Origin of the sequence: Streptomyces spiroverticillatus (genome assembly GCA_014650415.1) — a bacterium.
In the GTDB taxonomy this organism is placed as follows: domain Bacteria; phylum Actinomycetota; class Actinomycetes; order Streptomycetales; family Streptomycetaceae; genus Streptomyces; species Streptomyces spiroverticillatus.
The window spans coordinates 1-24,756 of record BMUX01000043.1 but is presented as its reverse complement, the minus strand read 5'-3'; the positions used below and the strand labels follow the sequence as shown (position 1 = coordinate 24,756).

Annotated in this window: 22 protein-coding genes and 1 pseudogene; 11 read left to right on the top strand and 12 right to left on the bottom strand. The window is 68.6% G+C overall.

Features of this window, described 5'->3' with window-relative positions; translation table 11 throughout:
* Positions 1-605: 605 nt before the first annotated feature.
* The 4 genes from IE269_RS42245 (at position 606) to IE269_RS42230 (ending at position 3,802) form a co-directional block, all read left to right on the top strand.
* Positions 606-1,541, top strand: a complete 936-nt coding sequence (locus IE269_RS42245; protein ID WP_189828685.1) for a hypothetical protein — start codon at positions 606-608, stop codon at positions 1,539-1,541.
* Positions 1,542-2,097: 556 nt separating this feature from the next.
* Positions 2,098-2,523 carry a hypothetical protein gene (locus IE269_RS42240; protein WP_189828684.1) on the top strand — a complete coding sequence of 142 codons (426 nt, stop codon included), beginning with the start codon at positions 2,098-2,100 and terminating at the stop codon, positions 2,521-2,523.
* Complete coding sequence (locus tag IE269_RS42235) at positions 2,427-2,954, top strand: hypothetical protein (RefSeq protein WP_189828683.1); 528 nt, start codon at positions 2,427-2,429, stop codon at positions 2,952-2,954. The genes IE269_RS42240 and IE269_RS42235 overlap by 97 nt, the downstream gene beginning before the upstream one ends.
* A 251-nt stretch (positions 2,955-3,205) precedes the next feature.
* Entirely contained in the window at positions 3,206-3,802 is a 597-nt protein-coding gene (locus tag IE269_RS42230; protein ID WP_229898623.1) for a hypothetical protein, read from the top strand.
* A 301-nt stretch (positions 3,803-4,103) separates the two neighbouring features.
* Here the strand turns inward: IE269_RS42230 and IE269_RS42225 are convergent, their stop codons facing one another.
* Complete coding sequence (locus IE269_RS42225; protein ID WP_189828681.1) at positions 4,104-4,349, bottom strand: hypothetical protein; 246 nt, start codon at positions 4,347-4,349, stop codon at positions 4,104-4,106.
* Positions 4,350-4,440: 91 nt separating this feature from the next.
* Positions 4,441-5,523, bottom strand: a complete 1,083-nt coding sequence (locus IE269_RS42220; protein ID WP_189828680.1) for a helix-turn-helix domain-containing protein — start codon at positions 5,521-5,523, stop codon at positions 4,441-4,443.
* A gap of 1,303 nt (positions 5,524-6,826) precedes the next feature.
* Between IE269_RS42220 and IE269_RS42215 the strand changes: the two genes are divergently transcribed.
* Positions 6,827-7,825, top strand: coding sequence for a NucA/NucB deoxyribonuclease domain-containing protein (locus IE269_RS42215; protein WP_189828679.1), 999 nt, complete (start codon positions 6,827-6,829; stop codon positions 7,823-7,825).
* Positions 7,826-7,860: 35 nt separating this feature from the next.
* The gene (locus tag IE269_RS42210; RefSeq protein WP_189828678.1) at positions 7,861-8,337 is read left to right on the top strand and encodes a hypothetical protein; all 477 of its coding nucleotides are present in this window, start codon (positions 7,861-7,863) and stop codon (positions 8,335-8,337) included.
* Between the two features lie 319 nt (positions 8,338-8,656).
* Here the strand turns inward: IE269_RS42210 and IE269_RS42205 are convergent, their stop codons facing one another.
* Together IE269_RS42205 and IE269_RS42200 are read right to left on the bottom strand one after the other, a co-directional pair.
* Positions 8,657-10,177: an FG-GAP-like repeat-containing protein gene (locus IE269_RS42205; RefSeq protein WP_189828677.1), complete on the bottom strand. Its 1,521-nt coding sequence runs from the start codon at positions 10,175-10,177 to the stop codon at positions 8,657-8,659.
* 172 nt (positions 10,178-10,349) lie between these two features.
* Complete coding sequence (locus IE269_RS42200) at positions 10,350-10,886, bottom strand: hypothetical protein (protein ID WP_229898624.1); 537 nt, start codon at positions 10,884-10,886, stop codon at positions 10,350-10,352.
* Between the two features lie 115 nt (positions 10,887-11,001).
* Between IE269_RS42200 and IE269_RS42195 the strand changes: the two genes are divergently transcribed.
* The 3 genes and pseudogenes from IE269_RS42195 to IE269_RS42185 form a co-directional block, all read left to right on the top strand.
* Positions 11,002-15,303 (top strand): polymorphic toxin-type HINT domain-containing protein, encoded by a 4,302-nt coding sequence (locus IE269_RS42195; RefSeq protein WP_189828676.1) that lies wholly within the window; start codon positions 11,002-11,004, stop codon positions 15,301-15,303.
* Positions 15,296-15,730 carry an Imm1 family immunity protein gene (locus IE269_RS42190; protein ID WP_189828675.1) on the top strand — a complete coding sequence of 145 codons (435 nt, stop codon included), beginning with the start codon at positions 15,296-15,298 and terminating at the stop codon, positions 15,728-15,730. The genes IE269_RS42195 and IE269_RS42190 overlap by 8 nt, the downstream gene beginning before the upstream one ends.
* A 141-nt stretch (positions 15,731-15,871) precedes the next feature.
* Positions 15,872-16,156, top strand: a pseudogene (locus IE269_RS42185) (transposase); the annotation flags it as partial.
* Between the two features lie 103 nt (positions 16,157-16,259).
* On the opposite strand, the gene IE269_RS42180 reads toward IE269_RS42185, so the two are convergent.
* The 5 genes from IE269_RS42180 to IE269_RS42160 all read right to left on the bottom strand — a co-directional run bounded on the left by IE269_RS42180 (position 16,260) and on the right by IE269_RS42160 (position 19,826).
* Positions 16,260-16,991 carry a PP2C family protein-serine/threonine phosphatase gene (locus IE269_RS42180; protein WP_189828674.1) on the bottom strand — a complete coding sequence of 244 codons (732 nt, stop codon included), beginning with the start codon at positions 16,989-16,991 and terminating at the stop codon, positions 16,260-16,262.
* Between the two features lie 51 nt (positions 16,992-17,042).
* The gene (locus IE269_RS42175; protein WP_189828673.1) at positions 17,043-17,513 is read right to left on the bottom strand and encodes a hypothetical protein; all 471 of its coding nucleotides are present in this window, start codon (positions 17,511-17,513) and stop codon (positions 17,043-17,045) included.
* Entirely contained in the window at positions 17,510-17,848 is a 339-nt protein-coding gene (locus IE269_RS42170; RefSeq protein WP_189828672.1) for a hypothetical protein, read from the bottom strand. The genes IE269_RS42175 and IE269_RS42170 overlap by 4 nt, the downstream gene beginning before the upstream one ends.
* Entirely contained in the window at positions 17,845-18,648 is an 804-nt protein-coding gene (locus IE269_RS42165) for a helicase associated domain-containing protein (protein ID WP_189828671.1), read from the bottom strand. The genes IE269_RS42170 and IE269_RS42165 overlap by 4 nt, the downstream gene beginning before the upstream one ends.
* Positions 18,649-18,872: 224 nt before the next feature.
* The gene (locus tag IE269_RS42160) at positions 18,873-19,826 is read right to left on the bottom strand and encodes a hypothetical protein (protein ID WP_189828670.1); all 954 of its coding nucleotides are present in this window, start codon (positions 19,824-19,826) and stop codon (positions 18,873-18,875) included.
* A gap of 432 nt (positions 19,827-20,258) precedes the next feature.
* Here IE269_RS42160 and IE269_RS42155 point away from each other — a divergent pair, with 432 nt between their 5' ends.
* Positions 20,259-20,729 (top strand): hypothetical protein, encoded by a 471-nt coding sequence (locus IE269_RS42155; protein WP_189828669.1) that lies wholly within the window; start codon positions 20,259-20,261, stop codon positions 20,727-20,729.
* Entirely contained in the window at positions 20,726-21,262 is a 537-nt protein-coding gene (locus tag IE269_RS42150; protein WP_229898625.1) for a hypothetical protein, read from the top strand. The genes IE269_RS42155 and IE269_RS42150 overlap by 4 nt, the downstream gene beginning before the upstream one ends.
* 11 nt (positions 21,263-21,273) lie before the next feature.
* Here the strand turns inward: IE269_RS42150 and IE269_RS42145 are convergent, their stop codons facing one another.
* From IE269_RS42145 to IE269_RS42135, 3 genes are read right to left on the bottom strand one after another with little or no spacing between them, the layout of a single operon-like run.
* Positions 21,274-21,678 carry a hypothetical protein gene (locus IE269_RS42145; RefSeq protein ID WP_189828668.1) on the bottom strand — a complete coding sequence of 135 codons (405 nt, stop codon included), beginning with the start codon at positions 21,676-21,678 and terminating at the stop codon, positions 21,274-21,276.
* Positions 21,675-22,121, bottom strand: coding sequence for a HEAT repeat domain-containing protein (locus IE269_RS42140; protein WP_474184010.1), 447 nt, complete (start codon positions 22,119-22,121; stop codon positions 21,675-21,677). The genes IE269_RS42145 and IE269_RS42140 overlap by 4 nt, the downstream gene beginning before the upstream one ends.
* Positions 22,091-24,655, bottom strand: coding sequence for a DEAD/DEAH box helicase (locus IE269_RS42135; protein WP_189828667.1), 2,565 nt, complete (start codon positions 24,653-24,655; stop codon positions 22,091-22,093). Before IE269_RS42135 ends, IE269_RS42140 begins: the two co-directional genes overlap by 31 nt.
* Positions 24,656-24,756 lie beyond the last annotated feature (101 nt).

The window sequence follows — 24,756 nt, the reverse complement described above, 5'->3', positions numbered from 1 at the left end:
CACAACTCGTCCGGCACCAGCCGCTCAACGATCCCCACCATGACTCACAGAATACCGAGTCACCCAAATGAGATGACCTCTTAGTGGGGCCAGCTCAGAGCGAGGAAGCCACAACCCGGCGGGACGCCGTCTTGGGGTCTCGTCTTCGATCGGCGTCGGAGGCGCTGAGTACCTGTTGTGGGTGAAGTTCCCCGGTGACGCGAGTCCACGAGCGCGGGGGCCGTCCCCTCCCGCCGGGCCTGCGCGTACCGGGCCGACAGATGCCGGTACGCGCAGGCCCGGTGGGAGGGTTTCGTCAGCCACCAGCCGGTAATAGGCCTTGAGGGTCTCGCCCGCTACCGGGGCGGTGGAGTTGATCTTCACAGGGCGATGCCTTGCTCCCGCGTGGCGAGCTTGGCGAGGACGTAGTCCGACTGGTTTCACGAGGGCGGAAGAACCTCCCGGCAGCAGCCCTGAGGGCTCCTGGTTATGAGGAGATGGCAGGGAACATAATCCGGGTCGGTCGCCTGGAAGAATTGCTGCAGGAGAACAACCGCCGATCAGAACGGTCCTCGCCGATGCACCGTGTGCCACTCGAAATCCACAGTCTGCGCGGTGACGATGCCGTGACGGCTCTGACGGCGATCACCGACCCCCGCTCGCGCCTGCAACTGCTCTGCGCCCTCGGCACCTCGTACGCCACAGATCTCACCGGGAGTCTGCGCGACCTGATCGCCACCAAGCCCTGGGCCGCGGCCAATCCAGGGGCATCCACCGCACGTGAGGTCGATCGCTTCCTCGACCCCTACTTCCACAAGGCCCGCAACCAGGGGCCCAAGCGCGATCATCTCCTCGCGGCCATCGAGGCGTGCAACGACACCCGCACTGCGTTCTACCGCACGAGCCGGGGCATCGACCAGTCCTGCGTCGGTGTCCGTGAACCCCACGACGGGACCTCCGGGGTTCTCAGCCTCTTCGAGATCACCCTGTGGGGCTGGTACCAGCTTCTCCCCTATACCCACCAGGTCATCGTGGACGCGGCCGACCAGCACCGTCGCACCCCCGACCGGTACGGCGGCACCTTCACGAACTACCTGCTCCCCGGCCTCGACCAGCCGCACGGCAACGCCAGCGTCATGGCCGACACAGCCCTGAGCACCCTGCTGACAATGGGCGAGGCGTGGAGCCCCTACACCTACCGCTCGATGTCGATCGAACTCCAACGCGCCCAGGGCGCCGAGATCGCCCATGCGAGGTGGGGAGGCATCGAGGCCGCCGGCCGCGAAGAAGCCTATGACGCTGCCACCGCCCTCGTCCCCGTTTTTGACGCCGCCGAACGCGACCGACTGGCGGCGCTCCTCGCCCCGCACCTGGCCGCCAGCGAGGACTTCCCCGACAACGCCACCCGCACCCTCGCCGAACTGCCCCACCCCTGTACCAGCAGCCTCCACCGAGGCTTCGGCTTGACGAAGCGGGCCGAGAAGGAAGAGGTGCAAGCCCGCGTGGCCTGTGGCGAGGTCCGTGCCGATGCGTACCGCTCGGCGAGCGCCCGACACGAGTAGGGCCTGACTGAAAGCCATCGCCCGCGTGCGACCTCGCTGCGGTGAGGAATGTGCGTGCCGTGGAATTCGCATCTCCAGGCTCATCGCGCCCGCGCCCAACGAGACGGCGCCGTCGCGTGCGCCCGCGCCACGGTGAACCACCACTACGACATCGACTAGCAACAACCCCACACGTACGCACACCGCAGGGCCGGCTCCCCGGACACCCAGGGGAGCCGACCCTGCTGCCATGTGTGCGCCCTCGCGGACGTACGCGGGGCCGCCCGCGAACCGGGCCTGCCCCCATGGTCTTCTGCGGAGTGTCCTGCGCCTTCCCCGCGCTGTAGATCTCCCATACGAGTGACCCCGAGCGGGTCTCTGCCGCCGGGCTCTCCGGCCTGCTCGGCCCGCCCCTCAGGTTCCTCCGCCGGGGTGAATTGCCCTCGCGTACGCGAGCGCAGCAAGGGTGTATGCCTTCAACTCGCCCCGCAATCAAGGCTATTGACACATTCAAGGATCTACCGGCAACTTTCGGTCACCGCCCGAGGGGGCGGCACCGAGCAAAGGGAAGAACACGATGACGAAGCGCACGACGTACGACGAGATGCAGGCCGCCGGACGGCTCCGGGTACCGGTGGCCGCCTGGCGGTGGGCCGCCCACACCGGACAGGTCCCCGCCCCCGACGCAGGACCCGGCCTCTGGGCGCGGACGGCGGTCGAGACCGTCGACGCGGAAGCCGTCCGCGCCGCACTGCGCGGCCCGATCGGCGCCTCCACCGCAGCCGACCGGCTCACCGTCGCCCTCGGCACCCCGCTCCCGGCCCGCCGCCCGGCAGTGACCTCCCGCCAGATCGGCGACCTCGCCCGCGCTGGCCTCATGATCGTCCTCGGCCCCGGCGCCCCGACGTGCACCCCGACCAGGTCGCCGCCCGCGCCCGCCGCCGCGACCTCGAAGAGCTCCTCGACCGCCCCCTCTACCTCGGACCCGAACAGGCGGCCGTGAGCCTCGGCGTACGCCGCACCGACTTCGACCAGATGCGCCGCCTGGGCTGGCTGCGCCCGGCCCGTACCGTCACGATCCGCCACAGCAGCTCCCAGGGCGGCACCACCACCATCAACCTCTATGCCGGACTCGACGTCGCGCTGCTCCCGCTCGTACGCCACGACGTCGACTGGGCGGCCCCGCGGGCGGTCGGCAAAGGCCGCCGCTCCCCGCTCGCCGCGCTCACCTCGGAGAAGAGCGAGCACGTGGTGCCACTGCAGCATGTGGTCCGGACCGCCGTGGTAGGTCGCACCGCAACGCGGTGGCGGCGCCTGCCCGGCTTCCCCGCCCCCGCCGACGGAACCGAGGCGGCCCCGCGGTTCAGGGTGGCCGAGGTCGTGCCGTGGCTGCTGGCCCATCGCAAGCTCGCGCTGTCCAACGCCGCCTCCTGACGCGAACTCGGAACCGTGCGACCCCACGCCCCGGCCTCGGTGTGTGCCTCACGGTCCGGGTCCTCCCCCTCCGCACCCTCTGCACCAGCTGAGCGCGGCAACGCCGTCGCCGGGCCGGACCGCGGCAGCGGGCGAACTGTGCTGTTTCGCCCCGCACGTAAGGGGGGTTGCGGGAGAGTCGGTACGGCGCATGCCGGGCACCGCCGGCGCGCGCCTGACCGGTGGTTGGCAGAGGGAAGGGGAGCGCGGTGGTGCAGGACGAGACGTGGACCACGGATGAGTACGGGAAGTCCCACGAGGGCCGGGTGGGGGTCCTGCTCCCGGACGGCAGCGTGCCGGAGCCGGTGTACTTCGACGGAAGTTCCACGGTGGGGCAGATGGTGGCGCACTGGTCGGTGTACGACGGCGAGGGCTTCCGCAGGCCGAAAGCCGATTCATTGCTGGCGGTGTGCTCGTGCGGGTGGGAGGGCGAGGCCCGCCGGCTGGACTGGGAAGCCTACGGAGAGGTCCCGATGCGGAAGGCGGCCCTCGGCCTTGCGGAGAAGTGCCTGCTCGACTGGGACCGGCACACGGCCCAGGTCGGCGAGAGCACAGTGGCCCTGCCCGGCGAACTGGTCGAGCTGCTGCGGGAGGTGGAGCACCGCATCGAGCACCTCACCGCCGACACCCCGGTCGTGACCCTGAAGGCGCTGCGCCACCTGGAGGTCATGGCCGTACGCCTCGGGCACGGCGCCGCGCACAACGCCCGGCACGAGCCGGTGGAGGAGGTGGCCGCCGGGCTCGGCCTAAACGTGCGGGCGGCGAAGGCATTGCTGGCCCGTTTCGGGCAGTGGGACTTCTACGGCTGATGCCGGTGGCGGATCTCCGGCAGGGCTGTGCAGGGCGGCAAGGCCCGACACGGTGCTGCCGGGGCACGTGGGGATCGGCGGCGGAAGAAGCCGGCGATGCGCGGCGTCTTGCGCTCGGAGACGACAGGTGCGATCGGGAGCGAGCTCGCGTTGCGTCCGCGGCCGACGTACGGGTGGCCCGCCTCGGACGGTGGGGCATCTACCGTCGGCCTGCCGACGGTTGTCCGAGTTCTCGGCGGGCCGCCCTGGCGGGGTCGTGCCGATCGCGATGGTCTGCACGACCTCGCCAGGGATTCGTACGTTAGCGGCGGCGGTGGGCGGTGGTGACGATGAAGCCGACGGCGGCGATGATCACCGTGAGGACCGCGATACCGACGGTGATGGGAGTGGCTACGGAGGGGTGGCGCCAGGTCAGGTAGGCAGCCCCGAAAACGAGGATCAGGGCCACGACCAGGCCTATGACCCAGAGCGCCAGGGCAACGCCGTTCGAGGTGGGACCGGGACCCGGGGTGGCAGGGGGTTCCGGCTGGGTGTCGGGTACGGGCACGGACGATCTCTCCTTGTGCGGGTGCGCCGTGGGGCGCGGGAAGCAGTGGCGGGGTGGCCGCCAGGCGGCGGCATGCCCCGGAGGTGCAGGGTCAGCCGAAGGCTCCGGCCGACAAGGTCGGGTGGGGGACGGCCTCCTGGAGGGCGTCCCAGCGGGATTTCAGCCGGGCGGGGTCACCGCACAGTGCGGTGGCCAGCGCGGCGACGGTCTCCGCTCGCAGGTGGTGGGTACGGGAGGAGGCGCCCGTGGTGGACAGCAGTGCGCCGATCAGGGGCTGCTCCCAGCGGGCGCAGCACGCGATCCGGTGTACGACGTCGTCGGCTGTGGGGCAGCCGGCCGCGAGGTGCAGACCCCGTACGGTGCCCTGGAATGCCGCGAGAGCCTCCTGGTGTGAAGGGCGTTCGGGCTGGTCGGGGAGGGTGCCGTGTGCGTGGTGCCACAGGTCTAGGAAGTCGGCCGGGCTGCGGCCTGCGCTGCGGGCGATCCGCTCGACGGCCGTCCAGGACGGGAAGCGTTCGGCGGCCATCAGCCGGTAGACGTACGAGGCGGACAGGTCCGCGTCGGCGGCGAGCTTGCGCAGGGAGAGCCCGGAGCGCCGGTGCAGGTGCGAGAGCGCGGTTGCCAGCGCCCCGCGCTCCTTGGCCCGGTCCTGGGCTGCGGCTGCCGGAGTGTGCCCCACGGCCTGGTCCTGGTCGGCGAGGAGGGAGGGGGTGCCGGGCCGCCGTGCTCGGCGTGCGCGCAGCACCTGGGCGGCGTGGGCGGCGGAGAAACGGGACTTGAGGGAGCTGATGCCGGCCGGCATCAGCTCGGCGATGTCGGACCAGCTCGCGCCGCGCTCCAGGGCCTCGCGGACCGCGATGGCGAGGTAGTCGTCGAGGTCGCGTTGGAGGGCGAGCCCGGCCTTCAGCGGCTCGGCGGGCGGGGCGGGCTCGCTCAGGGTGGCGGCCCGGGAGACGAGGCTCGCGCGGGCTGCCACCGACTGGCCTATCAGGGCGAGTTCGTGGGCGTAGGGGGTGGGCTGCGGCACGGTGCGCCGGGCGCGGAAGGCGGCCGAGCGGCACCGGGAGGAGCAGTAGGTGCGGGGCCGGCCCCCGCGGCTGTTGCGGAAGAACTCGCCCCCGCAGTACGGGCACTTGCGCGGGCGCGGGCCGTCGGTGTGGGTGGTGGGGTGCATGGTGGATCGCCAGGTTCCGGATGTTCGGGGGCGAGGGTGAGGGCGGTGCGCCGGTTGACAGGCGTCCGCGCGTTTCGTTTCGCCCGAGTGGAATATGAGGCAGGCGGCGGCGGCACGAAAGTGCCGTGAGCCGCCAGGAGTCAGCGGCCGGCGGCGTACCGGGCGCGGGGACCCCGGGCGCGGGCGAGAACCTTTGTGGTCTGCACTGTTGCAGCCCGCCGGGAGCAGCCCGGCGCGCAATTCCACCGAGGGGGCGCACCGATAACGGGCCCGGGGGTACGGCCGGGCTCCTGTACGCCGTGTTGCCTACGGGGGCGACCCTCGCAGAACCCCACTTCTGCACAAGGCACCGTGTTACGGTCGAACGGACTGGTCAGGACCGCGTTGTCCTGACCAGAGGGACGCGGAGCGAAAGACATCTCCACCACCTTTCGTTGCGTACGGCAAGAAGGCGGAGGAGCCCGAGACGAGGTTGGTAGCCGGGCGCTCGGGCCCCTCCGGTGCCATGACCCTAGCCCTTGAGTGCAACAGACAGCGACTGAACCGTCACTCCGCAAGATCTTCCGCATAGCGGATGATCGAGTTCAATTCCCTTGCACAGGGCCGTACTTGGCGAACAACGCCGCGCATGCTCCCGGTCGCCCCACGCCAAGCGCTGACCGACCGTCACATCTGCGGTCCCCCCGAGCCTAGGGCGTCATACACCCTTTTCAGGGAGATCTGGCATATTCCATCGGAAGCCTGTGCCCCCGACTAACCTGTGTCGATTTCCCGCAGCTCACCACGACTGCGACAGCACCAGCCGCCGCAAAAACAGTCCGTCGCCGCTTGTAGATCGCTATTCACCGATTACCGGTTCGTTCGCCAGCTCACCCGCGCAGGCGCCAAGTTCGCTCCGGCGGAGAAGGACTTGGGTACGACGACCGCTCCGGGGTCAGCGCGCACCCAGCCGATGTCCTCCTCCAGGGGGAGCCCGCGAAACCACCCGCAGGCTGGTGGTAGGCCCGTGCGTCGCCGCACCAGGCGACCGTGACTGGCCTGCCCAGCGCCATCACGGGCAGGGCCGCGACCGCCCGGGCTTCCGGAGCCCCTGGTCGGGGCGATCATCCGACTGGAGGGGCTCTATGGGTGAGGAGGTACGGCCATCCAGGTTGCAGCGTGGGGGATCGGTGCGGGCGGGCGTGGAGGGTACGGGAGATTGCCGGGGTTCGCTGTTCATGAGCCGGCCCGCAGAGTTCCGAGACGTCGCTTCTGACAGGCGTTCCCCTCTGTCCGGCCGGGCTCCGCCTCCGGAAGGCTCTCGATGCCCAGGACTGCCTCCAGTCGTTTCCTCCATGCCGGGACTCTCCTGGCCTTCACCGCGCTCGCGGCGTCAGCATCTGCGGGCGCGCAGGCCGAACCCGTCACGCCGAGCAGCGCGACGGTGGGGGCGCACTTCGCTGCCATGGGCAAGTCCCAGATCAAGTACACACGCACTTTCGGCCAGGCGAAGGGGCGTTTGGAGATCACCTTCACCGACGGCAAGGGGAGGCCTATCGGGTTCATGGCGGGTCCCACCACACAGACCCAGCAGCTGAACACCAAGTCCAGCACGTGGAAGCGGAACCTCTCGATCAAGATCACGCAGGCGACAGGTGTGGCGCGCTCGCGCCCGGTCGCTCTGACGGTCAAGGTCGCCTGCGGGAAGGGCGCCCGTTCTTGCAAGCCCTCGCGCGCTGTTGCCCACACGATGGCGCTGAACAAGACCGCGAACTTCAACTTCACCATCGCGAGTTATGGCAAGAAGATCGACAGGCACAAGCCTGTACTGGTGATGTCGTTCGTGGCTCCGCTGGCTGTCCCGGTAACGACCTCGGCCCCGGCCATGCGTACGGTCCGCTGCGACTCCGAGAAGGTCACCAACGGCGGCAAGCGCGGCTGTGTCCACCCCTCCGAGATCCCGAACTTCTCCCTGAGCCGGACCAACCCCCGGTGGGGAGCGATGGCCAAACACGTCTACGAAGCCCAACGCGCCCTCGTGGGCAGGCCGGGCTACAGCAAGCCCCTGCACCGGGCCACTCCGGCCCAGGCCGTGAAGAACCGGCGCAAGACCTGCCCGTCGTCGCTGCCCCGGCCCACGGGCAAGCAGTGTGACGAGTACCCCTACGCGTCTGCCTCGGAGGGCGGAGGGGTCCTGGGAAAGACCCAGAGCCGCAAGATGATCAGCGCCAGCCACAACCGGCAAGGAGGAACGCAGCTCGCCAAGTTCTACAACGCCCACCGGATCATCCCCGGCGACCTCTTCTACTCACGCGTGAACTGATCACAAGAACCCCCGAATCTCCTGGGAGTGAGCAGATGCTGAAAGGCCCCTACCAGTTCTCCGTCGCGGAGAACCAGTTCTACCTCCTCGAAGACGACGACCTCGACTACGTGAAGAACCGCACCGTCTCCGCGGCCGGGAACAACGGCCTGGTCGCCGGCGGGGTGAACCATGCTGTCGCCCTGGCGGGAATCAGCACGGGACCGGCGATGATCTCCTTCGACCTGTCACCCGGCCCACTCACGGCGGACAGCTCGCAGCCGTGGGAAGACATCGCCGCATTCGACTACACCTCCACCACCGGCGTCACCCACCTCGCCACCGCGATGGGCCCCGACGAAGAGTCAGACGACCTGGAAGCGTACGAGGTCAACCTGGCCTTCAACGGACCAGGTACCTACCGCATGCGCCTCCACGCCACAGGGCGCACACTCCACCCCGACGGCGTCCAGGAGGAGGACAAGCCCATCGCCGAGCACTACCTGCTCCAGGTCTGGCCCACGACAAACTGAACACCACCCTCTTCCCGGACTGCGGCTCCTCGGCACCGGCCACCTGGTCGGTCGGTGACGAGGGCGGTGGCGCTGTCCGCGGGCTCAGGTGCCCGCCAGGCGGCGATGTCCAGGAGTTGCCGTCCCCCTGCAGCTCACACGAGATATTCGTCCATGAGTTCCGCGAGGTGCATGAGGGCTGGCCACTGGGTGTCGTTTCGGTGTGCGCGTAGGAACGGCGTTGTGCCTGTACGTACATGGCGAACTCGGCGGGATGGGTGTGGCGTTGAGCAGGGTGCTCCCGGCAGGTACCGGAAGCACCCTGCGCTATGGGGGCGTGTTACATGATCCGTCGGACGTTGGCCCAGTTGAGGGTGCCGACCTTGGTGCTGGCGACGATGTCGCCCTGGCCGTTGCCCTTGTAGAGGCGCATGGAACCGTCGTTCCAGACGGTCATGAGGTCGGCGATGCCGTCACCGGTGTAATCGCCCGCGGTCATGATCCGTACGGTGGTCCACGTGTTGCCGCCGTAACCGATGGTGCTGTCGACGACGCTGCCGTCGCCGTTGCCGGAGTAGATGTGCAGGGAGTTGTCGGTGCTCCAGACCGTGGCGAGGTCGGCGATGCCATCCCCGTCGAAGTCGCCCGCGGTCATCTTCTGGATGCGGTCCCAGCTCGCGCCACCCATGGTGGGCTGGCCGGCAGCAACCTGGCCCTCGCCGTCGCCCTTGTAGAAGTTGAGCTCGTTGTTGGACCGGATGGCCATCAGGTCGGCGTTGCCGTCACCGTCGAAGTCACCGGCGGCGATGTGCTTCACGCCGCCCCACGACGTACCGCCGTACGTGATCTGCGTCTGCTGACCGAACTTGCCAGCGCCGTCACCCGCGGCGAGATGCAGCGTGCCGTCGGCCCAGATCGTCACCAGGTCGGCGATGCCGTCGTTGGTGAAGTCGGCCTTCGCGAACCGGGTAAGCCCCTTCCACCCGGTGCCACCGAGCTGCGCGATGCGGTTGCCCGTCAGCCCGTTGGCCTTGTCGCCGGGGTAGACCTGGAGGGTGTCGTCACCGACGACCGCGGCCAGGTCGGCGATGCCGTCACGGGTGAGGTCATCCTGAACCCGGAAGGTGGTCTTCTTCACCCACGCACCGAGGTCGTCTGTGCGGGAGGCAACTGCCGAAGTGCGGGTCTCGGCCTTGTCGGTGCCCAGGCAACCGCCCTGCCAGGACCGGCTGTTGACACCGACGAGCTCGGGGATGCCGTCCTTCACGCGGAACGTCGGTCCGCCGGTGTCCCCTTTGCAGAGCACGGAGGTGCCGACGCCCTTGAGGCCGAGGGCGACGCCGTCGGCGTAGTCGACGGTGAAGTCGCCGGTGTGCAGGTAGTCGGGCACCCACTCGTCTGCGGTGCGGCCGAAGCCGGCGGCCTTGAGGGTCTCGCCCGCCGCCGGGGCAGTGGAGCTGACCTTCACGGGCGCGATGCCCTGCACCCGGTTGGAGAGCTTGGCGAGGACGACGTTGCGGTCCTCGCTCGTCTTGAGGTAAACGACCTCGCGGGTCTGCACGCCACTGCCCGCGAGGTCGGAACTGCCCAGGCGCACCGTCGTCTTGACTACCGGCTTGCCGTCCGCGAGGCCCCCGCCGGGGGTGGTGACGAAGCAGGTGCTGGCGGTGATGACCCACTGGGGGTCGACCAAGGCTCCTGTACAGGCCTGCTGGCCGCCGATGTCGATCTGTGCGGCGAAAGGATAAGCCTTTGCCGCGGCGGGGCTGCCGTCCAGGGCAGTTGCCGGGGTGCTGGCGAGGGCGCCTGCGACGACCAGGCTCGCCGTGATCCCGGCCAGCTGGCCCGTACGACTTCTCATTTTGGACACCTTTTTCCTTACGTGAATTTCGGCGGTCACCCCTGTCCGGGCGGTGACCGTGGAGCGGAGTATCACAGCGCCATGACTGGCACGTGTCAGTCCTCGGCCCGGAGGCAGTGTCTGCGCCCGGGCGGGCGCGGGTGTCACGGGCGCGGCAACGGTGGGCCGGGGATCAACTGGTGATGCGGAGTTCGACGAGCACGGAGGGCTTGTTGCCGGTGCTGCTGTCGCCCTCGCCGACCTGCTCCCAGTCGTTCTTGGGGACGTTGACGGTGGTGGTCTCGCCCTCGGCGGTCACCTTGGCGCGCACCGAGTGCTGGTCCTTGGTGAAGATGGCGAAGACGTCGGGGAGTTCCATCGTCAGGTAGCCGCTGGCCGAGGAGGCCTTGAAACAGAACTTGCCGTCGGCGATGTCCTTCCCGGCCTCGACGCGGATGTCGTGGGCGGCGGCGCAGTCGGCCAGGACGAGGTGGCCGTCGCCCTTCTTGAGGGTGATGCCGCGGTCGGCCAGCACCTGTGCGGCGTTGGGGTAACTGAAGTCCTCGATCGCCGGCGGCATGGGGGCCTCGGCGGCGCTGACCGGCACCTTGCGGACCTTGGGTGCGGGATTCGGGGCCTCCTGGGCTGCCGCGAGCGAGGTGAGTCCTATGCCGCCGATAGCACAGCTGACGAGTCCGGCAAAAAGGACTTTGCGAGCAAAAGAAATCACGGGACCTCTTCCATAGGTATGGGTCTGCAAACCGGATGGTGCCATTAAGTTTCACGTAAGTGAAGAGCGTGTAGAGTCCCACCACATTGCCGCCGCGTTGCTCTGACCTGCGGTTATGTCCGCGTGCAACATTTCCGACACGGTGCATTTCGCCCTGATGGGCGTTTTCTGTGAAGATCTAAAACGGGCGTACCGTATCGATCCAAACGAAATCTTGCGCGCGACCGGACACTTCGCGAGATGGGATTCCGTCGTGAGAAGAATGCGAAAATTGTGGGGGCCTGACGCCTCGTCCCCGCCGAAAACCAACCCGGCCCGCAGACGGTCGCGCCTCCTGCAGAAGGCTGCCGTCGGCACGGTCTCCGCCGCACTCATGGTCGGCCTGCTGGGCGTCGCGCCTGCAGCAGCCGTAGAGGCCGGCGACGAGCTGCTGTTCACCGATCGGTCCTGGGTGGTCGAGCTGTGGACCACGGGCGGGCCCGCCGTGAAGGCGGCAGCCGAAAGCGCGCTGCTGGGCTCCGACCAGGACGTCACCAAGTTTCTCGACGCTGAGCTGCAGCTTGCCCGGACCCATGACAACCGCCTGTCCGCGGTCCGCATGGCCAGCGTCGGCGGCCCCTCGATCCGTGAGGCCGCCAGGAAGGCCCTCGAAGGTGAACCCGGCGCGCTGCAGCTGTTCCTGACGGACGGCTGGAAAGCCCCCCTGGAGCAGGACCAGCGCCTGCAGGCCACCCAGGTCGCCAGCACCGGCGGCCCCCGCGTCCAGGCCCAGGCCCGCACAGCCCTGGAAGCGGGCCCCGAAGCAGTCCGCAAGTTCCTGGAAGAAGGCCAGTTCCTTGCCCAGGAAATGGACAACCGCGTCCAGGTCGTCCAGATCGCCAGCCTCGGAGGCCCCGCCACCAAGGAAGCCGCCCGCGTCGCCCTTGAAGGCACCCCGCACGACGTCACCGAGTTCCTCGAGGTCGGCCAGCACGTGGCCCGCGCCCGCGACCAGGAACGCATGACCATCGCGGAGTTGGTCAAGCAGGCCCAGCAGGCAGGACAGCAGGCCAAGCGGGCCAGCGACCTCACCAAGGAAGCCTCAGCCAAGGCCCTCACCGCCTCCGGGCTCGCCAAGCAGGCCGCCAAGACCGCCGCGGCGGAGACCGCCGCGGCGGGCAAGGACGCCCGGCGCGCCGCGAACGCGGCAAACCGGGCAGCGGAAGCCGCCCGCGGCGCCGCCAGCGCCGCCCGCCAGGCTATCGGCGCTTCGAACGCGGCCAACCAGGCCGCCCGCATCGCCGCCTCCGCAGCCGCCAAGGCGGCCAGTGCTGCCGTGGGTGCAGCTGATGCTGCCAGCGCCGCCAGTGAGGCAGCTGCCCGGGTATCCCTCAACGCCGACGCCGCCGAAGAGGCAAAGCGCCTGGCCGCCAAGGCCCATCAGGCGGCCAAGGACGCCAAGAGCGCCCAGCTCGCCGCCGGTTCCGCGGGAGAGGCCTCCCGCCAGGCGGGGACGGCCGCACAGGCGGCGAAGGGCGCCGCCCTGGACGCCCTGGAGGCAGCCGACTCCGCGGATGAGGCTGACAGACTCGCCGCCGCCGCCGGGGCACAGTCGGGCAAGGCGAGCAAGGCCGCCGCCGACGCCCGCCGTCACGCCAACGAGGCCAACCGCGCGGCCGATGCCTCCGCGAAGCTCGCCGAGCGCTCTGCGGTGGCTGCCTTCCAGGCCCGCGATGCAGCCGGCTCGGCAGCGGAACACGCGAGCAACGCGGCAACGGCCGCCGACGAAGCCATCGCCCACGCGGGCGAGGCCTCCACCGCCGCGGCGCAGGCCACCAAGCAGGCTGCCAACGCGAAGAACGCCGCCGTCGCGGCCGCGGCCGCAGTGAAGGCGGCGAACGAGGTCTTCCTGGTGGCACGTGCCACCGAGGCGGAGGACCTGACCGCCCGTACAGCCGCAAGCGTCGCGGAGGCCGAAGAAGACAAGTCCGTCGACGACAACTTCGTCGTCAGCATCGGGTACACCCTGCGCGACTCCAAAGCCCTGGACGCCGAAGCGGACAGGCTCGAAGCCGAGGCCGCCAAGCCCGGCATCGACGTCAAGGCCACAGCCCTGCAGGGCCGCAGGCTCGCCCTGAAGATCCTCGCCAACCAGGGTTCCTGGAGCAAGGACGCTGCCTCCAGAGCACTCGCCGCCACCGACGACGAGGTCCTGGAGTACCTGAAGACCGGACGCAGGGCCGCAGCACAGGACGACATCCGCCAGGCGGTGGAAGAGCTTCGCATCTCCAGCCCTGACGCCCCCGTCCGCACCGCCGCGGCCACCGCCCTCACGGGCACGGCCAAGGACATCGCCGAGTTCTACCTCAACGGCCAGCACACCGCAGCCGCCACCGCCAACAGGCTGCGCGTCACCCAGATCGCCAGTACCGGCGGAACCCGCCTCAAGGAAGCAGCCCTGGCGGCACTGGAAGACGGCACGCCCAAGGCACTGGCGCTCTTCCTGTCCAGCCGTCAGTACCAGGCCCGGACAATGGACGAGCGCATCACCGCCACCCAGCTCGCCAGCACCGGAGGCGCCGAACTCCAGGCCGCCGCCAAGATCGCACTGTCCGGATCACCGGAAACGCTCCACAGCTTCATCCAGACCGGCCAGTACATGGCCGACCGCAAGGACCAGCTGACGGACACACACGTCCACCAGATGCAGCAGCTGATCTCCATCGCGGAGAGCGCCGCCGCCACCGCACAGAAGAACGCATTCGAAGCGACCCGCGCCGCAGCTCTGGCTGTCAACGCCAAGGACGAAGCCAACAAAGCCGCAGGCGAAGCCACGAAGTCGTCCCTCCGCGCCCAGGACTTCGCGAAGGCCGCCGACACCTCGGCGGCCAAGGCGGAGACTTCCGCGACCCGCGCCCGTCAGTCGGCCACCGTGGCCCGCAACGCTGCCAACGCCGCCAACCGCGACGCCGACGCAGCCGAACTGTCCGCCGAGCAGGCCAAGTTCTCCGCGGACTACGCCAGCCGAAAGTCTCAGGAAGCGCATCGCGCCGCCGACCAGGCGAAAGACGAAGCCCTCGACGCCGGCAAGAACGCAATAGAAGCCAAGGCCGAAGCCGAGAACGCCTGGACTGCCACCATCGACAAGGCGCGGGCAGAAATGCAGGCCGCGCAGAAAGCATACGAAGAGGAAGTAAAGAAGCGGCAAGAGAATCAGAGACAGAAGGAAAAGCGATACTGCGCACCCTTCCTGCTGCAAGTCTACGGCAACGGGCTATCCTGTCTCGTTGACCCCAGCGGCCGCGGCCAGACACCTGAATTGATCATCCCCGATGGAATGGCCTACGGGCGCGCGAACCTCGCTTTCTACGGGGCAATCACCGGCATCGCCGACATCATTGCGTGTGCTCAGAACGTAACCTTCGATAACTGCAAAGACGCAGTAACAGCGATGGCGCCATGGGAACGGCCGCGGCGCATCATCAAGGGTGTCTCATCCGTCATTGATGAAATCAATGACTTCAACAAGAAGCAGGGCATCGGGTGCCCCACGAAGTGCTTCACCGCAGGCACCAAGGTTCTCCTTGCCAATGGCGAGCCGAAGAACATTGAGGACATCGGACTTGGTGAGAAGGTATTGGCCACTGACCCGGTCAGCGGCACGACCGGCGCACGCCGGGTAACCAACCTCACCGTCACCGAAGACGACAAGCACTTCAACGATCTCACCATCGAAACACCCGATGGCGCGAGCAAGCTCACTGCAACATACGAGCACCCTTTCTGGTCACCGAACCGGAAAGCCTGGATCGAAGCTGCGGACCTTCGTCCTGGGATGTCCTTGAGGACAAGAGAAGGCAGCGAAGTATATGTCCGGGACAATAAGCCCTTTGACCGACATGCTCGCACATTCAACCTGACCGTCAGCGACTTGCACACCTACTACGTGCAAGTTGACGGTACTTCCGTCCTCGTCCATAACTGCGATCGCGATGAGCTTTCCAAGATCCTCCCAGAGAGGAAGGGGACTCCCACCGACGGCGTGGGAGGCGGGACTGATGCGCACGGAGTGAAAAGGGTATATGAAATCACAAGTGGAGGGAGCCGCAAGGACAGAGCATTGATCGACTGGATCAATGCGAAACTGAATGAGCCCGGTGGACCTTTGAACGGAGGTGCTTCTGCACGAGCCAAGGACGTCGAGCAGAAGATGGCCGCAATCATGCATCGAGATCAGGTGTACAAGGCTGAGATAGTAATCAACCACCCGGGCGGGCCATGTAAGGACGCAAGATTGGGATGCAATGCGATCCTGGATTACCTGTTGGGTCCAAATCACGGTCTGACGGTACACTGGAAGAACGGAAATGGTGTCTGGCGTAAATGTATGTACGGCAAGGGCGCTATCAAAGATGACGGAGGGTGCTTTGATGAGTGAGAAAGCGATTGCGGAAGCGCGCTATCGCCCGGGGCATGGGAAACAACCAGTCTTCTTGTTCTCAAGTGAAGAAGTTGACAAGGTCATCGATGATCTGCTCACTGGGCCAGAAGACCAAAATCTTGCCGAGCTCTACTCGCTGAAGCGGGATCTACTTCCATCCGGATTTCCGGACCATTCCTTCATGATCGGCGTTGATAGGGGCCGAAGCGTTGGACTGGTCAGCTTCAGCGACAGTGGCGGTAGCTTCGTGACCGTCGGCGAACCGGGCGGGAACCCGGAATTCGGCTATCTCATGGCGGGCCATCATACCGAGTTTGAAATAGATTCGGAAATTCCCCTCGCGCTCGTACGTGAAGCTTCCCGTCAATTCCTTGCGACGGGCGGAAGACGGCCGACCTGCGTGGAATGGCAAACGCAAATCTGACGTGATTTCTATTGATGGGAGACTCTTCGGGTTCCTCACAGCAGGACTCTGACCTGCGACGGCGTGCTGCAGGAGGAAGAACCGCAAGAGTCTCCCATTAGACGGTGTCCTATGTGGGGTTGCTGGGTAGGACTGTCCAACATGGCTCAGGGAACGTGGAGTTGGATCGTTCCAGACGGGCTGTGGGAGATCGCGAAGCCCCACATCCCGCCATCGAAGGTGCGGCCGCAGGGCGGTGGAACGCAGGACACGCCTGATGAGACGTTGTTCGCGGCGATCGTCTATGTGCTGGTCAGCGGGTGCTCGTGGCGGGCTCTGCCACCATGTTTCGGGGTGTCGAAGTCGACGGTGCACCGCAGGTTCATGATCTGGTCGAGAGCCGGTGTCTGGGGCCGCCTCCATGAAGCGGTGATACACCGTCTTAATAGGGGATTAGATGGTTGCCTGCTCATGCCCCTGGACTGCCCCCTACCCCCACCACCGGTACTCCCGGCAGGAAACTTCAAAGTGCGCCATGAAGACCAAGTCACTATGGGCCCGGGAGGTCGGCGATCAGGGCGGTGGCGTTGTCCGCGTACGAGCGTGCCCACTGCGCCGTGAAGTCGAGCATCCGCCGTACCGCCCGCGCCGGGGTGATCTCCTGCAGCACGTCCGCGAGGACCGCCTCCTGGCCGTAGTCGTGGAAGCACTCGTACGCCCCGTCCGACGCCAGCAGCAGCCGGCCGCCACTTCCGGTGGGCAGCGCGGCCTGCCCGATCGCCGGGTCGTCGCCGGTGTCTGCGAGGTGGGAGTACACGACGTGCCGCCAGTCGTCCGGCACATCCCTGCGTCCGGCGTCCAGGGCTTGCTGGCGCAGGTTGTGATCTTGCGTCAGCAGCACCGGCTCCCTACCACCGGCAGGCTGGTGGTAGGCCCGTGCGTCGCCGCACCAGGCAATCGTGACCGGCTTGCCCGGCACGACGACGGCCAGGACCGCGACCGCCCCCACCTCCGCGGCACCCGGCCGCCGCGCCTCGACCGCGCACACCGCAGACAGGGCGCGCAGCGCCCCGTACGCCTCGCCGTGCTCGATACCGCCCTCGGCAAGGAAGCGAGTGTTCTCCCGCGTCCACTCCCGCACCAGCGCGGTGTCGCCGATCCCGTCCAGCAGCGCATACGACCGCACCCCGCCCCGTGTCCGTACGGCGGTCGCGTCGCACTGGAACCGCCGACTGCCCTGATCCTGCCGCCGGGCGTACAACTCGTTCCTCGCCGCACTCACGCCGCGCTCCTCCGCTGTCTGTCGAGCCCCGGCCCTGTGCTGCGCCCTGGTTCACAGCAGCGCGCCGACGCCCCAGGTGGCGCTCACGTCGTTCAACCACCGGTCCGGCAGCTTCCCGTTCCACCGTGCCGCCAGCGCGTACCGGGAACGGACCTCCACCAGCTGCTCCAACACGATCAGCGACACCGGGTACGCGAGTAGCTCGCGCCGCCCGTACTGGGCCGTCACCGACTGGGGCCCGTACTCCGCGTACAGCCGCGCCAGCCGCTCGCGGTAGGTGTTCACGAACTCCTCCAAGCGGACCGGGTAGGTGTCCCGTTCCTCCTCGGGGATCACCGACCACAGGACGGGCAGGACGTCCTCGGTCATGTCGTCGTGGAAGCGCACGTGGATCGCGAACGCGGTGTACGACCGCACCGCGACCGCCAGCACCGCATCCGCCGCCCCCTCCCGCACCTCTTGCGCTACCCGGTCCACCGGGCCGCTGGTGTACGCGTCCGCGCTCATCTGGTCTTCGCTCACGGGGACCCCTCCTTCTGGCCGACGACGTTCTCCGTGCTGACGGCACAGGCACCGGCAGCGGGCACGCCGTCCTGGAGCAGGGCTCCGTACCGGTCCCAGGTCCATGCGATGTGCCTGCTCTGGCGGAAGTCCCCGCCGCACGTGTAGCAGCGGGGCGAGTTCCGCCGCTGCGGGGTGAATGGGTGCGGCTCAGCGCGCCAGTGGCCTTCGGCCTGCACATGGTCACTGCGATGGCGCCCGCATCCGTGGAAGTCACAGATCCAGTACCCCTCCAGCGGATCAGGCCCCTGCCGGAACCAGTGCGCCGTGATCAGTCCCCGCCTCGCTGGGCTCATGACGCGCTCCTCCTGGTGGCGCCCGCCGTCCACTCCATGCCGATCTTGTCCAGCTCGGCCCGGCGTTCGTCGGTGAGCTTGTCGGCTCGTTTCCGCACGTTGGAGATCCACACGCCGAGTTTGATGGCGCTCTCAGCGCCCGCCTGAGCGCCGTTCACGCCCTCGCCGGACCCGAGGGGCTCCTCATGCTTCCGAGGCACCCGAAGGTGCCCCTCACGGGCGTAAAACGCCTGTGCCGCCCGCAGGTTGAGCATCCACTTGTCGTCCTGCGTGCGCTTCACCGGACGCTCGTCCTCACCAGCGGGTTCGAGTCCGAGGACGTTCTCCAGCAGCCACTGCTGCGCGGGCAGCAGCGCGTCCCACCCGAACCGGCAGCCCTGCACCCACCGTCCGAGGTCCTCGCCCTGGACGACGACCTCCCCGGCCTCCATCGGCACACGGCCGCCGTTGTCCAAGTGGTTCTGCACGAGCCTGAAGCAGCGCTGCCATCCCGCGTCCCAGACCGGCGACCACCCGGGGTCGATCTCGTCAAGGGCGTCCCGCCGCTCCCGCGACAGCCCACCCGTAAACGCCCCCTCGGGCAGCTCCGCCTCCAGCTGCTCCGCGCGGGCGTCCGCGAGCCTCGCCGCCGTCCGCAAATTCTTTGCCCAGGTCCCGACGGGGTAGCCGTCCCAGACGGCGGTGGCCGGCGGGAGGAAGTGGCCGTGTTCCGCGGCCCAGCGGCGGGCAGCGGCGAGTCCTTCCTCGAAGGCGTGGTCCTGGTGCGACCACACCACCCCGAGCTTTTCCAGCTCGCGCACCCGCTCGGGTGCGTCGTCTCAACTGTGGTGCGGGCCGGGTTCCGTGCGGGGTGGGTCTGACCTGGGATGCTGCACGTTCTGAGAATCGTGATCAGGATGGTCAGCGGGCGGTAGGGGCCTGACCTGGGGCGATGCGTGTGGTGAGACGTGGTTTCACTGCGGTTGAGACAGCTCCTGTCCCGTTGGGGTGGCCGCCGGGTTCGGCCTGGAGAAGCACCTGCCCGTCATGGGGGTGGGATCAGCCAGTCCTCGGAGGTGGGGCTCTTGGCCCGGTACGGGTCGGCGAGGAGGTCCTGCACCGCCCGCTGTGCCCGCCAGCGGGCAATGTCGGCAGTGGGAGTGTGGCCGCCTGTGTAGTGCACGGGGGTGCCGTCCGGGAGCTGCCAGGAAAGCGACCACCTCCACAATTCACCTTGGGCGGCCTGACCGAACAGCGGGCGCCCGTCGTACGGCTGTGCGTCGATCTTGGCCCATACCGGCAGGTCGGTCCCCGGTACCGGTACGCCCGCACAGAAATGTTCGGCCCCGGCCGCCTGCCACAGCACGGGGGCGGGCAGCGTCTCGGTTGTCGACAGTTCCGCCGCGTATCCGATCAGGTCGGCCACGTCCCACACCAGGGCCAGCACCAGCGCGGCGCGCGGCATTGGCGGCCAGTCGGAGGGGGCCTCCAGCAGCAGCACGTCGACCTCGTCGCCGACCCGGGCCTCGTTCCACAGCATCTCCTGCTGCAAGTCCGTCATCGACTGCGCCCGGAACGTGACGTCTCCTGCTGCTGCTTCCTCCACGAGCTCCAGCGCCACTACGACCGTGTCGTGGTCCACCGACAGCCCGAGGGCCACCTCCCGCAACTGTTCCGGTGCCAACGCTTCCAGCAGCTTCTGCACGTGTCCCAGTACCGCCGCGTTCGCCTCGCTGAGCTTGGGCCGCGTGATGTAGGGGTTCGGTGTGTAGCCCCAGATGTGGGATGCCGACCACAGCTCCATGAACTCGCCGACGTCATCCACGCCCTCCAGCCGTTCGGCGAACCCCAAAGCCTCCTCGACCACCGCGAGCGAGGCCGGACTCGACACGGCGCCGGTGCGGCCGGCGAACCGGCACAGCGCTGCCGCCCGCCCACCGACCGGCCCCAGCACCAGACCGGCCTTCTCGAACCGTCGCCCCCTCGCCTGCGCACTCACCGTGTGGCCTTCCCGTCCGTGCCCTCGCTGACCCTGGTGCACATCTTTCCCTGCTCCGCGGCTTTCGCCGCGTTGCTGGCTGCCCACGTCACCACGGCTGCGACAGCACCAGCCGCCGGAAAACAGTCCCTCGCCGCTTGTAGATCGCTATTCATCGACTACCGGTTCATCCGCCCGCTCACCCGCACGGAGCGCCAAGTTCGGTCCGTCGGAGAAGGACTTGGGTACGACGACCGCTCCGGAGCCGGCGCGCACCCAGCCGATGTCCTCCTCCAGGAGGAGCCCGCGAACCCGGACGCCGGGACGGCGACCCAGCCCGCCTTCGGGCCCTCGCCTGCCCAACGGCACCCTCTCCTTCCTCGTGAACATCCGTTGGCCGTCGTCCTGTTGCTGGTGTACTTGCTGCCCAAGGACCAACGAAGGAGAGTGCGCATGGCCGGGTACAGCAGGGGCTGCACCGTCGAGAGCCGGGGCGCGTGGGCGTCCTGGACGTGCGACCGCGAGGGCTGCGACGCCAAGGGCACCAGCCGCGGCGAAGAGCCCGCGGACCGCGCGGCATGCGCGGCCGCGGCCCACCAGCAGGAGGCCCACCACCAGATGGTGATCAAGGAAGCGGCCCAGGCGCTGAAGGATGCCTCCGACGTTCTCCTCGCGTCCTTCGGCACGCTGACGGACGTGGACGTGCGCACCTCCCGCGGCACGGCGTGTGTCACTCCGCAGGACGCGTGGGAGGCATTGAGCCTGTGGACGGTCCAGCTGCGCAGCCAGCAGCCCGAGCCCGACGACAAGGACGCCCGGTACGGATGGCGCCTTGAGCAGATCCTCACCCGGCAGGGCGTCTGCCCGCACGAGCCCGGACTGCGCCGCTCCCAGCCGGCGCCGGATCCCAGCCCGACGCCGTGAACCCGGCTGCACGCCCCGATCAGCCGGTCCTTCTTCCCTCCAGCTCCGCCTGGAGCGAGGACGCCCGTCTGGTCGGCGACACCTTCGCGCTCGTGGGAGCGGCCGCGGCGACCACCTTCGACGACACCCGCTTCCTGCTGCCGCCGCTGACCTGGACGATCGCCGCCGAGCGGGTCGGTGACTGCGTCACCACCGACCACCGCCCCGAAAACCTGCGGGTCCTGCTCCTGCCCACCTACGCAGCGGACGCGGTATGGGCCTGCCACACCGCCCTGGTACAGGCTGCCGAACCCGACGACGACAGCGAACACCTCAACGCCCTGCTGACGGACTACCTCACCGCCGTCCACGACACCAACCTGCGCGGCCTGACCGAGGCGCTGGAACGGGTCCTCGCGGTCCTCACCCTCGACCTGCCCGCCGCCCGCCCGCTCATCACCCACCTCGTGCTGAAGACGGAGGTCAGCCAGGAAGACCGGGCTGCGCTCGACGACGTCCTGGAGGCCTGGCGAGAGGCCGGAGTTGCCTGCTGACCTCCCTTGGCTCACCAATCGCAGGGGAGGCCAGTGACGATCAGCGCGTACCGGGAACGGACCTCCACCAGCTGCTCCAACACAATCAGCGACACCGGGTGCGCGAGCAGTTTGCGCCGCCCGTACTTGGCCGTCGTGGACTGCGGTCCGTACTCCGCGAACAGCCGCACCAGCCGCTCCCGGTAGGTGTTCACGAACTCCTCCAGCCGGGCCGGGTACGCCTCCCGGTCCTCCTCTGGAATCACCGACCACAGGACGGACAGGACTTCTTCGGTCATGCCGTCGTCGAAGCGGACGTGCACGGCGAACGCGGCGTACGACCGCACCGCGACCGCCAGCAACGCATCCGCAGCACCGTCCCGCACCTCTTCCGCTGCCCGCTCCACCGGGCCGCTGGTGTACGCATCCGTGCTCATCGCGTTACCTCAGCCTCATGCTTCTCTACCCACGTCCGGATTTCTGCGGCGCCCTGACGAACAGCTGCTTCCGGGGCGTGAGCCAGCCCTTGGCACAGGACCAGGAGGTCCATCAGCGCGGCGCCTTCGGCGAGTGCGTCGTGTACGCCGGTCTGTATCCAGTCGGCGTGGCTGTCGCTGGCTCGGGCCACCGCCCGCGCAAGCACCGCCACCGCATCCGCCGTCCCTGCCCGCACCAAGGCCTCTGCTGTCTGCCGCGTCACCGCCGTGTCCTGGACGTCCAGGAGCAGCCCCACCAAGGCCTGCGCGGCCGCAGGTTCCCCGGCGAACGCAGCGAGCACACTCCCAGCCCACGCACGCCCCACCCACGAAGCCGACGATGCCCCCGCCAACGTCTCCAACAATCCGTCCACTACGACCGACCCACCCTCGCTGCCGTCCATTCCATGCCGAGCGCGTCGAGCGCGGCCCGGCGTTCGTCGGTGAGCTTGTCGGCCCGTTTCCGCACATTCGAGATCCACACACCCAGCTTCACGACGACCTCGGAGCCCGCCTGAGCGCCGTTCACGCCCTCACCCGACCCCACGGACTCCTCATACTTCCGAGGCACCCGCAGGTGTCCCTCGCGGGCGTGGAACGCCTTCGCCGCCGCGAGGTTGAGCATCCACTTGTCGTCCTGCGTGCGTTTCACCGGCCGCTCCGACTCCTGCGCCGGTTCGAGCCCAAGGGCGTTGTCCAGGAGCCACTGCTGTGCGGGCAACAATGCGTCCCAGCCGAACCGGCAGCCCTGCACCCACCGCCCGAGGTCTTCGCCCTGGACGACGACTTCACCGGCCTCCATCGGCATGCTGCCGCCGTTCTCCAGGTGCTGCTGCACCAATCTCATGCACCGCTGCCAACCGGCGTCCCACACCGGCGACCACCCTGGGTCGATCTCATCAAGGGCGTCCCGCCGCTCCGGCGACAGCCCGCCCGTGGCCGCCCCCTCGGGCAGCCCGGCCTCCAGCTGCTCCGCGCGGGCGTCCGCGAGCCGGGCCGCCGTCCGCAGGTTCTTCGCCCATGTCCCGACGGGGTAGCCGTCCCAGACGGCGGTGGCCGGCGGGAGGAAGTGGCCGTGTTCCGCAGCCCAGCGCCGGGCAGCGGCGAGTCCTTCCTCGAAGGCGTGGTCCTGGTGCGACCACACCACCCCGAGCTTCTCCAGCTCCCGTACGCGCTCCGGAGCCAGGTCACCGGCCCGGTAGTCCGCGCGCTGCCTCTTCAGCCACGTCCCCAACGGGAACCCGCCCGGCGTCCAGTCTCCAGGCGTGACGTAGTCGTACGGGACCTTCAGCTCGCCGTTCTTCGCGACCTCCTTCGCGTACCGGGTCGCGGCCGCGAGACCGCTGCGCCAGTAGTCGGTCTCCGGGTGCAGCACCCGCAATGCCACGAACCGGGCGACCTCCGCCGGATCACGCGGAGTCGAGAACTTCAGCAGCTCCCGCGCGGGCCTGCTCGGACCCTGCGCCTCGCCCGGCTGCTCCTGGCCCTCCGCGACGAAGCCATCCTCGGCGTCGTCCGGCTTCCAACTCCCAGTCCGGGAGCGGGAGTCGGCGAGTGCTTCGATCACATCCGTGTCGTGAGCCCGCAGAGCCCCGAGGACCTTCGCGAGGGTCTCAGCCCCCCTAGAGGTCAGCATTTCGTCCGGACTTTCCCCCGGCGCGAGGAAAACAGGAACGATCAGACTGGCCACTTTTCCGTCGCCAGGCTGCATGCGGAGCGCCCGCCCGACCATTTGCACGATGTCGACCATCGAGCCCCGTGCGTCACAGAAGGCGACAGAATCACAGTCCTTCGTGTCCACCCCTTCACCGAGTACGCGAACGGACGCGATCATCTTGAACATGGCGGGATAGCAGACCGTCCCGCCCTTTCCGTCCGGCACCTCGATCACATTCGACGCGAACTCCTCCAGCTGCTCCTTGCGGTAGACCGGCTTGTGCTCCGCGTACAGCCACGACGACCACACCCGCTCCGGCGGGTGGTAGCGCTTCGGGTCCTCCGCGAACAGCCGCTCCGCGACCCCGGGCAGGCCCTCGGCCATCGCCTCGGCCTCGCTGATCCGGGAGTGGAAGGTCAGGCACTTCCGCAGGTTCTCGTCCGCAGCCGCCGTCAGCAGCCCGGCCTGGAGCGCCGCGAGACGGGCCCCGCGCACCAGGTCCGACCCCCGGTCCCCGCCGGCCTGCGCGGCATGCAAGTCCGGATCGGAAATATCTACACAAACCACCTGATACGGGGCAACCAAACCGCGCGAAATGGCCTGCGAGAGCGTCAATTTCCACGCCACAGGGCCGAAAATTTCCGACCCGTCTTCCATACTCGCGACAAGCCGCGGAGCCTCCCGCCCACCACGGCGCGCCTCGTCGGCGGACTCCCAGATCCGCGCTGTCGCGGTCATGTACAGCCGCCGCACCGCTGGGATCTTGTCCTGGTGGTGCACGGCCGCCCACGCCTTCTCGGCGTCCCCCGAGGTGCGGTGGGCCTCGTCCACGACCATGAGGTCGAACGCCGCCATGCCGAGCTTGTGCGCCTTCTGGACGGCCGTCGTCGCGGTCGCGTACGTCGAGAACACCGTCACCACCTCGTCGTCCCCCACCCACGAGTACAGCTCCGCCTCGTCCGTGGTGCAGGGCATCCCGCTCGACGCCGAAACCCGCGCCTCGCACGCCCCGACCATCGCCCCCGTACGCCCGGCCCGGCGCCACTCCGCAGCCATCTGCGCCAGCAGATCCGTCGTCGGCACCAGGACCAGCACCCGCCGCGCGTGCAGCTTCTGAGCGGCCACCGCCGCGATCCGCGTCTTGCCCGACGCGGTCGCCGCGATCACCTGACACCGCAGCCCCTCCGGCGGCACGGGGGAGCCGGCCGGTAGCTGGAGGTAGCGCAGTACGGCGTCGACCGCCTCGATCTGATGCGGGCGAAGCCCGTGGTACGCGCTCACCGCTCTACCTTCTGGCTGGTGACGGACAGGCCGTGGTGGTCCAGGTAGGCCAGCAGGAACACGGCCAGGGCCCGCCCGGGCTCGCTGGCGTGCTCGATCCC

Excerpts from the sequence above, each read along its gene's own strand:
- IE269_RS42190 (WP_189828675.1), top strand. The coding sequence starts at position 15,296 with ATGAGTGAGAAAGCGATTGCGGAAGCGCGCTATCGCCCGGGGCATGGG.
- IE269_RS42195 (WP_189828676.1), top strand. The coding sequence starts at position 11,002 with ATGTCCGCGTGCAACATTTCCGACACGGTGCATTTCGCCCTGATGGGC.
- IE269_RS42205 (WP_189828677.1), bottom strand. The coding sequence starts at position 10,177 with ATGAGAAGTCGTACGGGCCAGCTGGCCGGGATCACGGCGAGCCTGGTC.
- IE269_RS42140 (WP_474184010.1), bottom strand. The coding sequence starts at position 22,121 with ATGGACGGCAGCGAGGGTGGGTCGGTCGTAGTGGACGGATTGTTGGAG.
- IE269_RS42215 (WP_189828679.1), top strand. The coding sequence starts at position 6,827 with ATGCCCAGGACTGCCTCCAGTCGTTTCCTCCATGCCGGGACTCTCCTG.
- IE269_RS42240 (WP_189828684.1), top strand. The coding sequence starts at position 2,098 with ATGACGAAGCGCACGACGTACGACGAGATGCAGGCCGCCGGACGGCTC.
- IE269_RS42170 (WP_189828672.1), bottom strand. The coding sequence starts at position 17,848 with ATGAGCCCAGCGAGGCGGGGACTGATCACGGCGCACTGGTTCCGGCAG.
- IE269_RS42145 (WP_189828668.1), bottom strand. The coding sequence starts at position 21,678 with ATGAGCACGGATGCGTACACCAGCGGCCCGGTGGAGCGGGCAGCGGAA.
- IE269_RS42155 (WP_189828669.1), top strand. The coding sequence starts at position 20,259 with ATGGCCGGGTACAGCAGGGGCTGCACCGTCGAGAGCCGGGGCGCGTGG.
- IE269_RS42210 (WP_189828678.1), top strand. The coding sequence starts at position 7,861 with ATGCTGAAAGGCCCCTACCAGTTCTCCGTCGCGGAGAACCAGTTCTAC.
- IE269_RS42220 (WP_189828680.1), bottom strand. The coding sequence starts at position 5,523 with ATGCACCCCACCACCCACACCGACGGCCCGCGCCCGCGCAAGTGCCCG.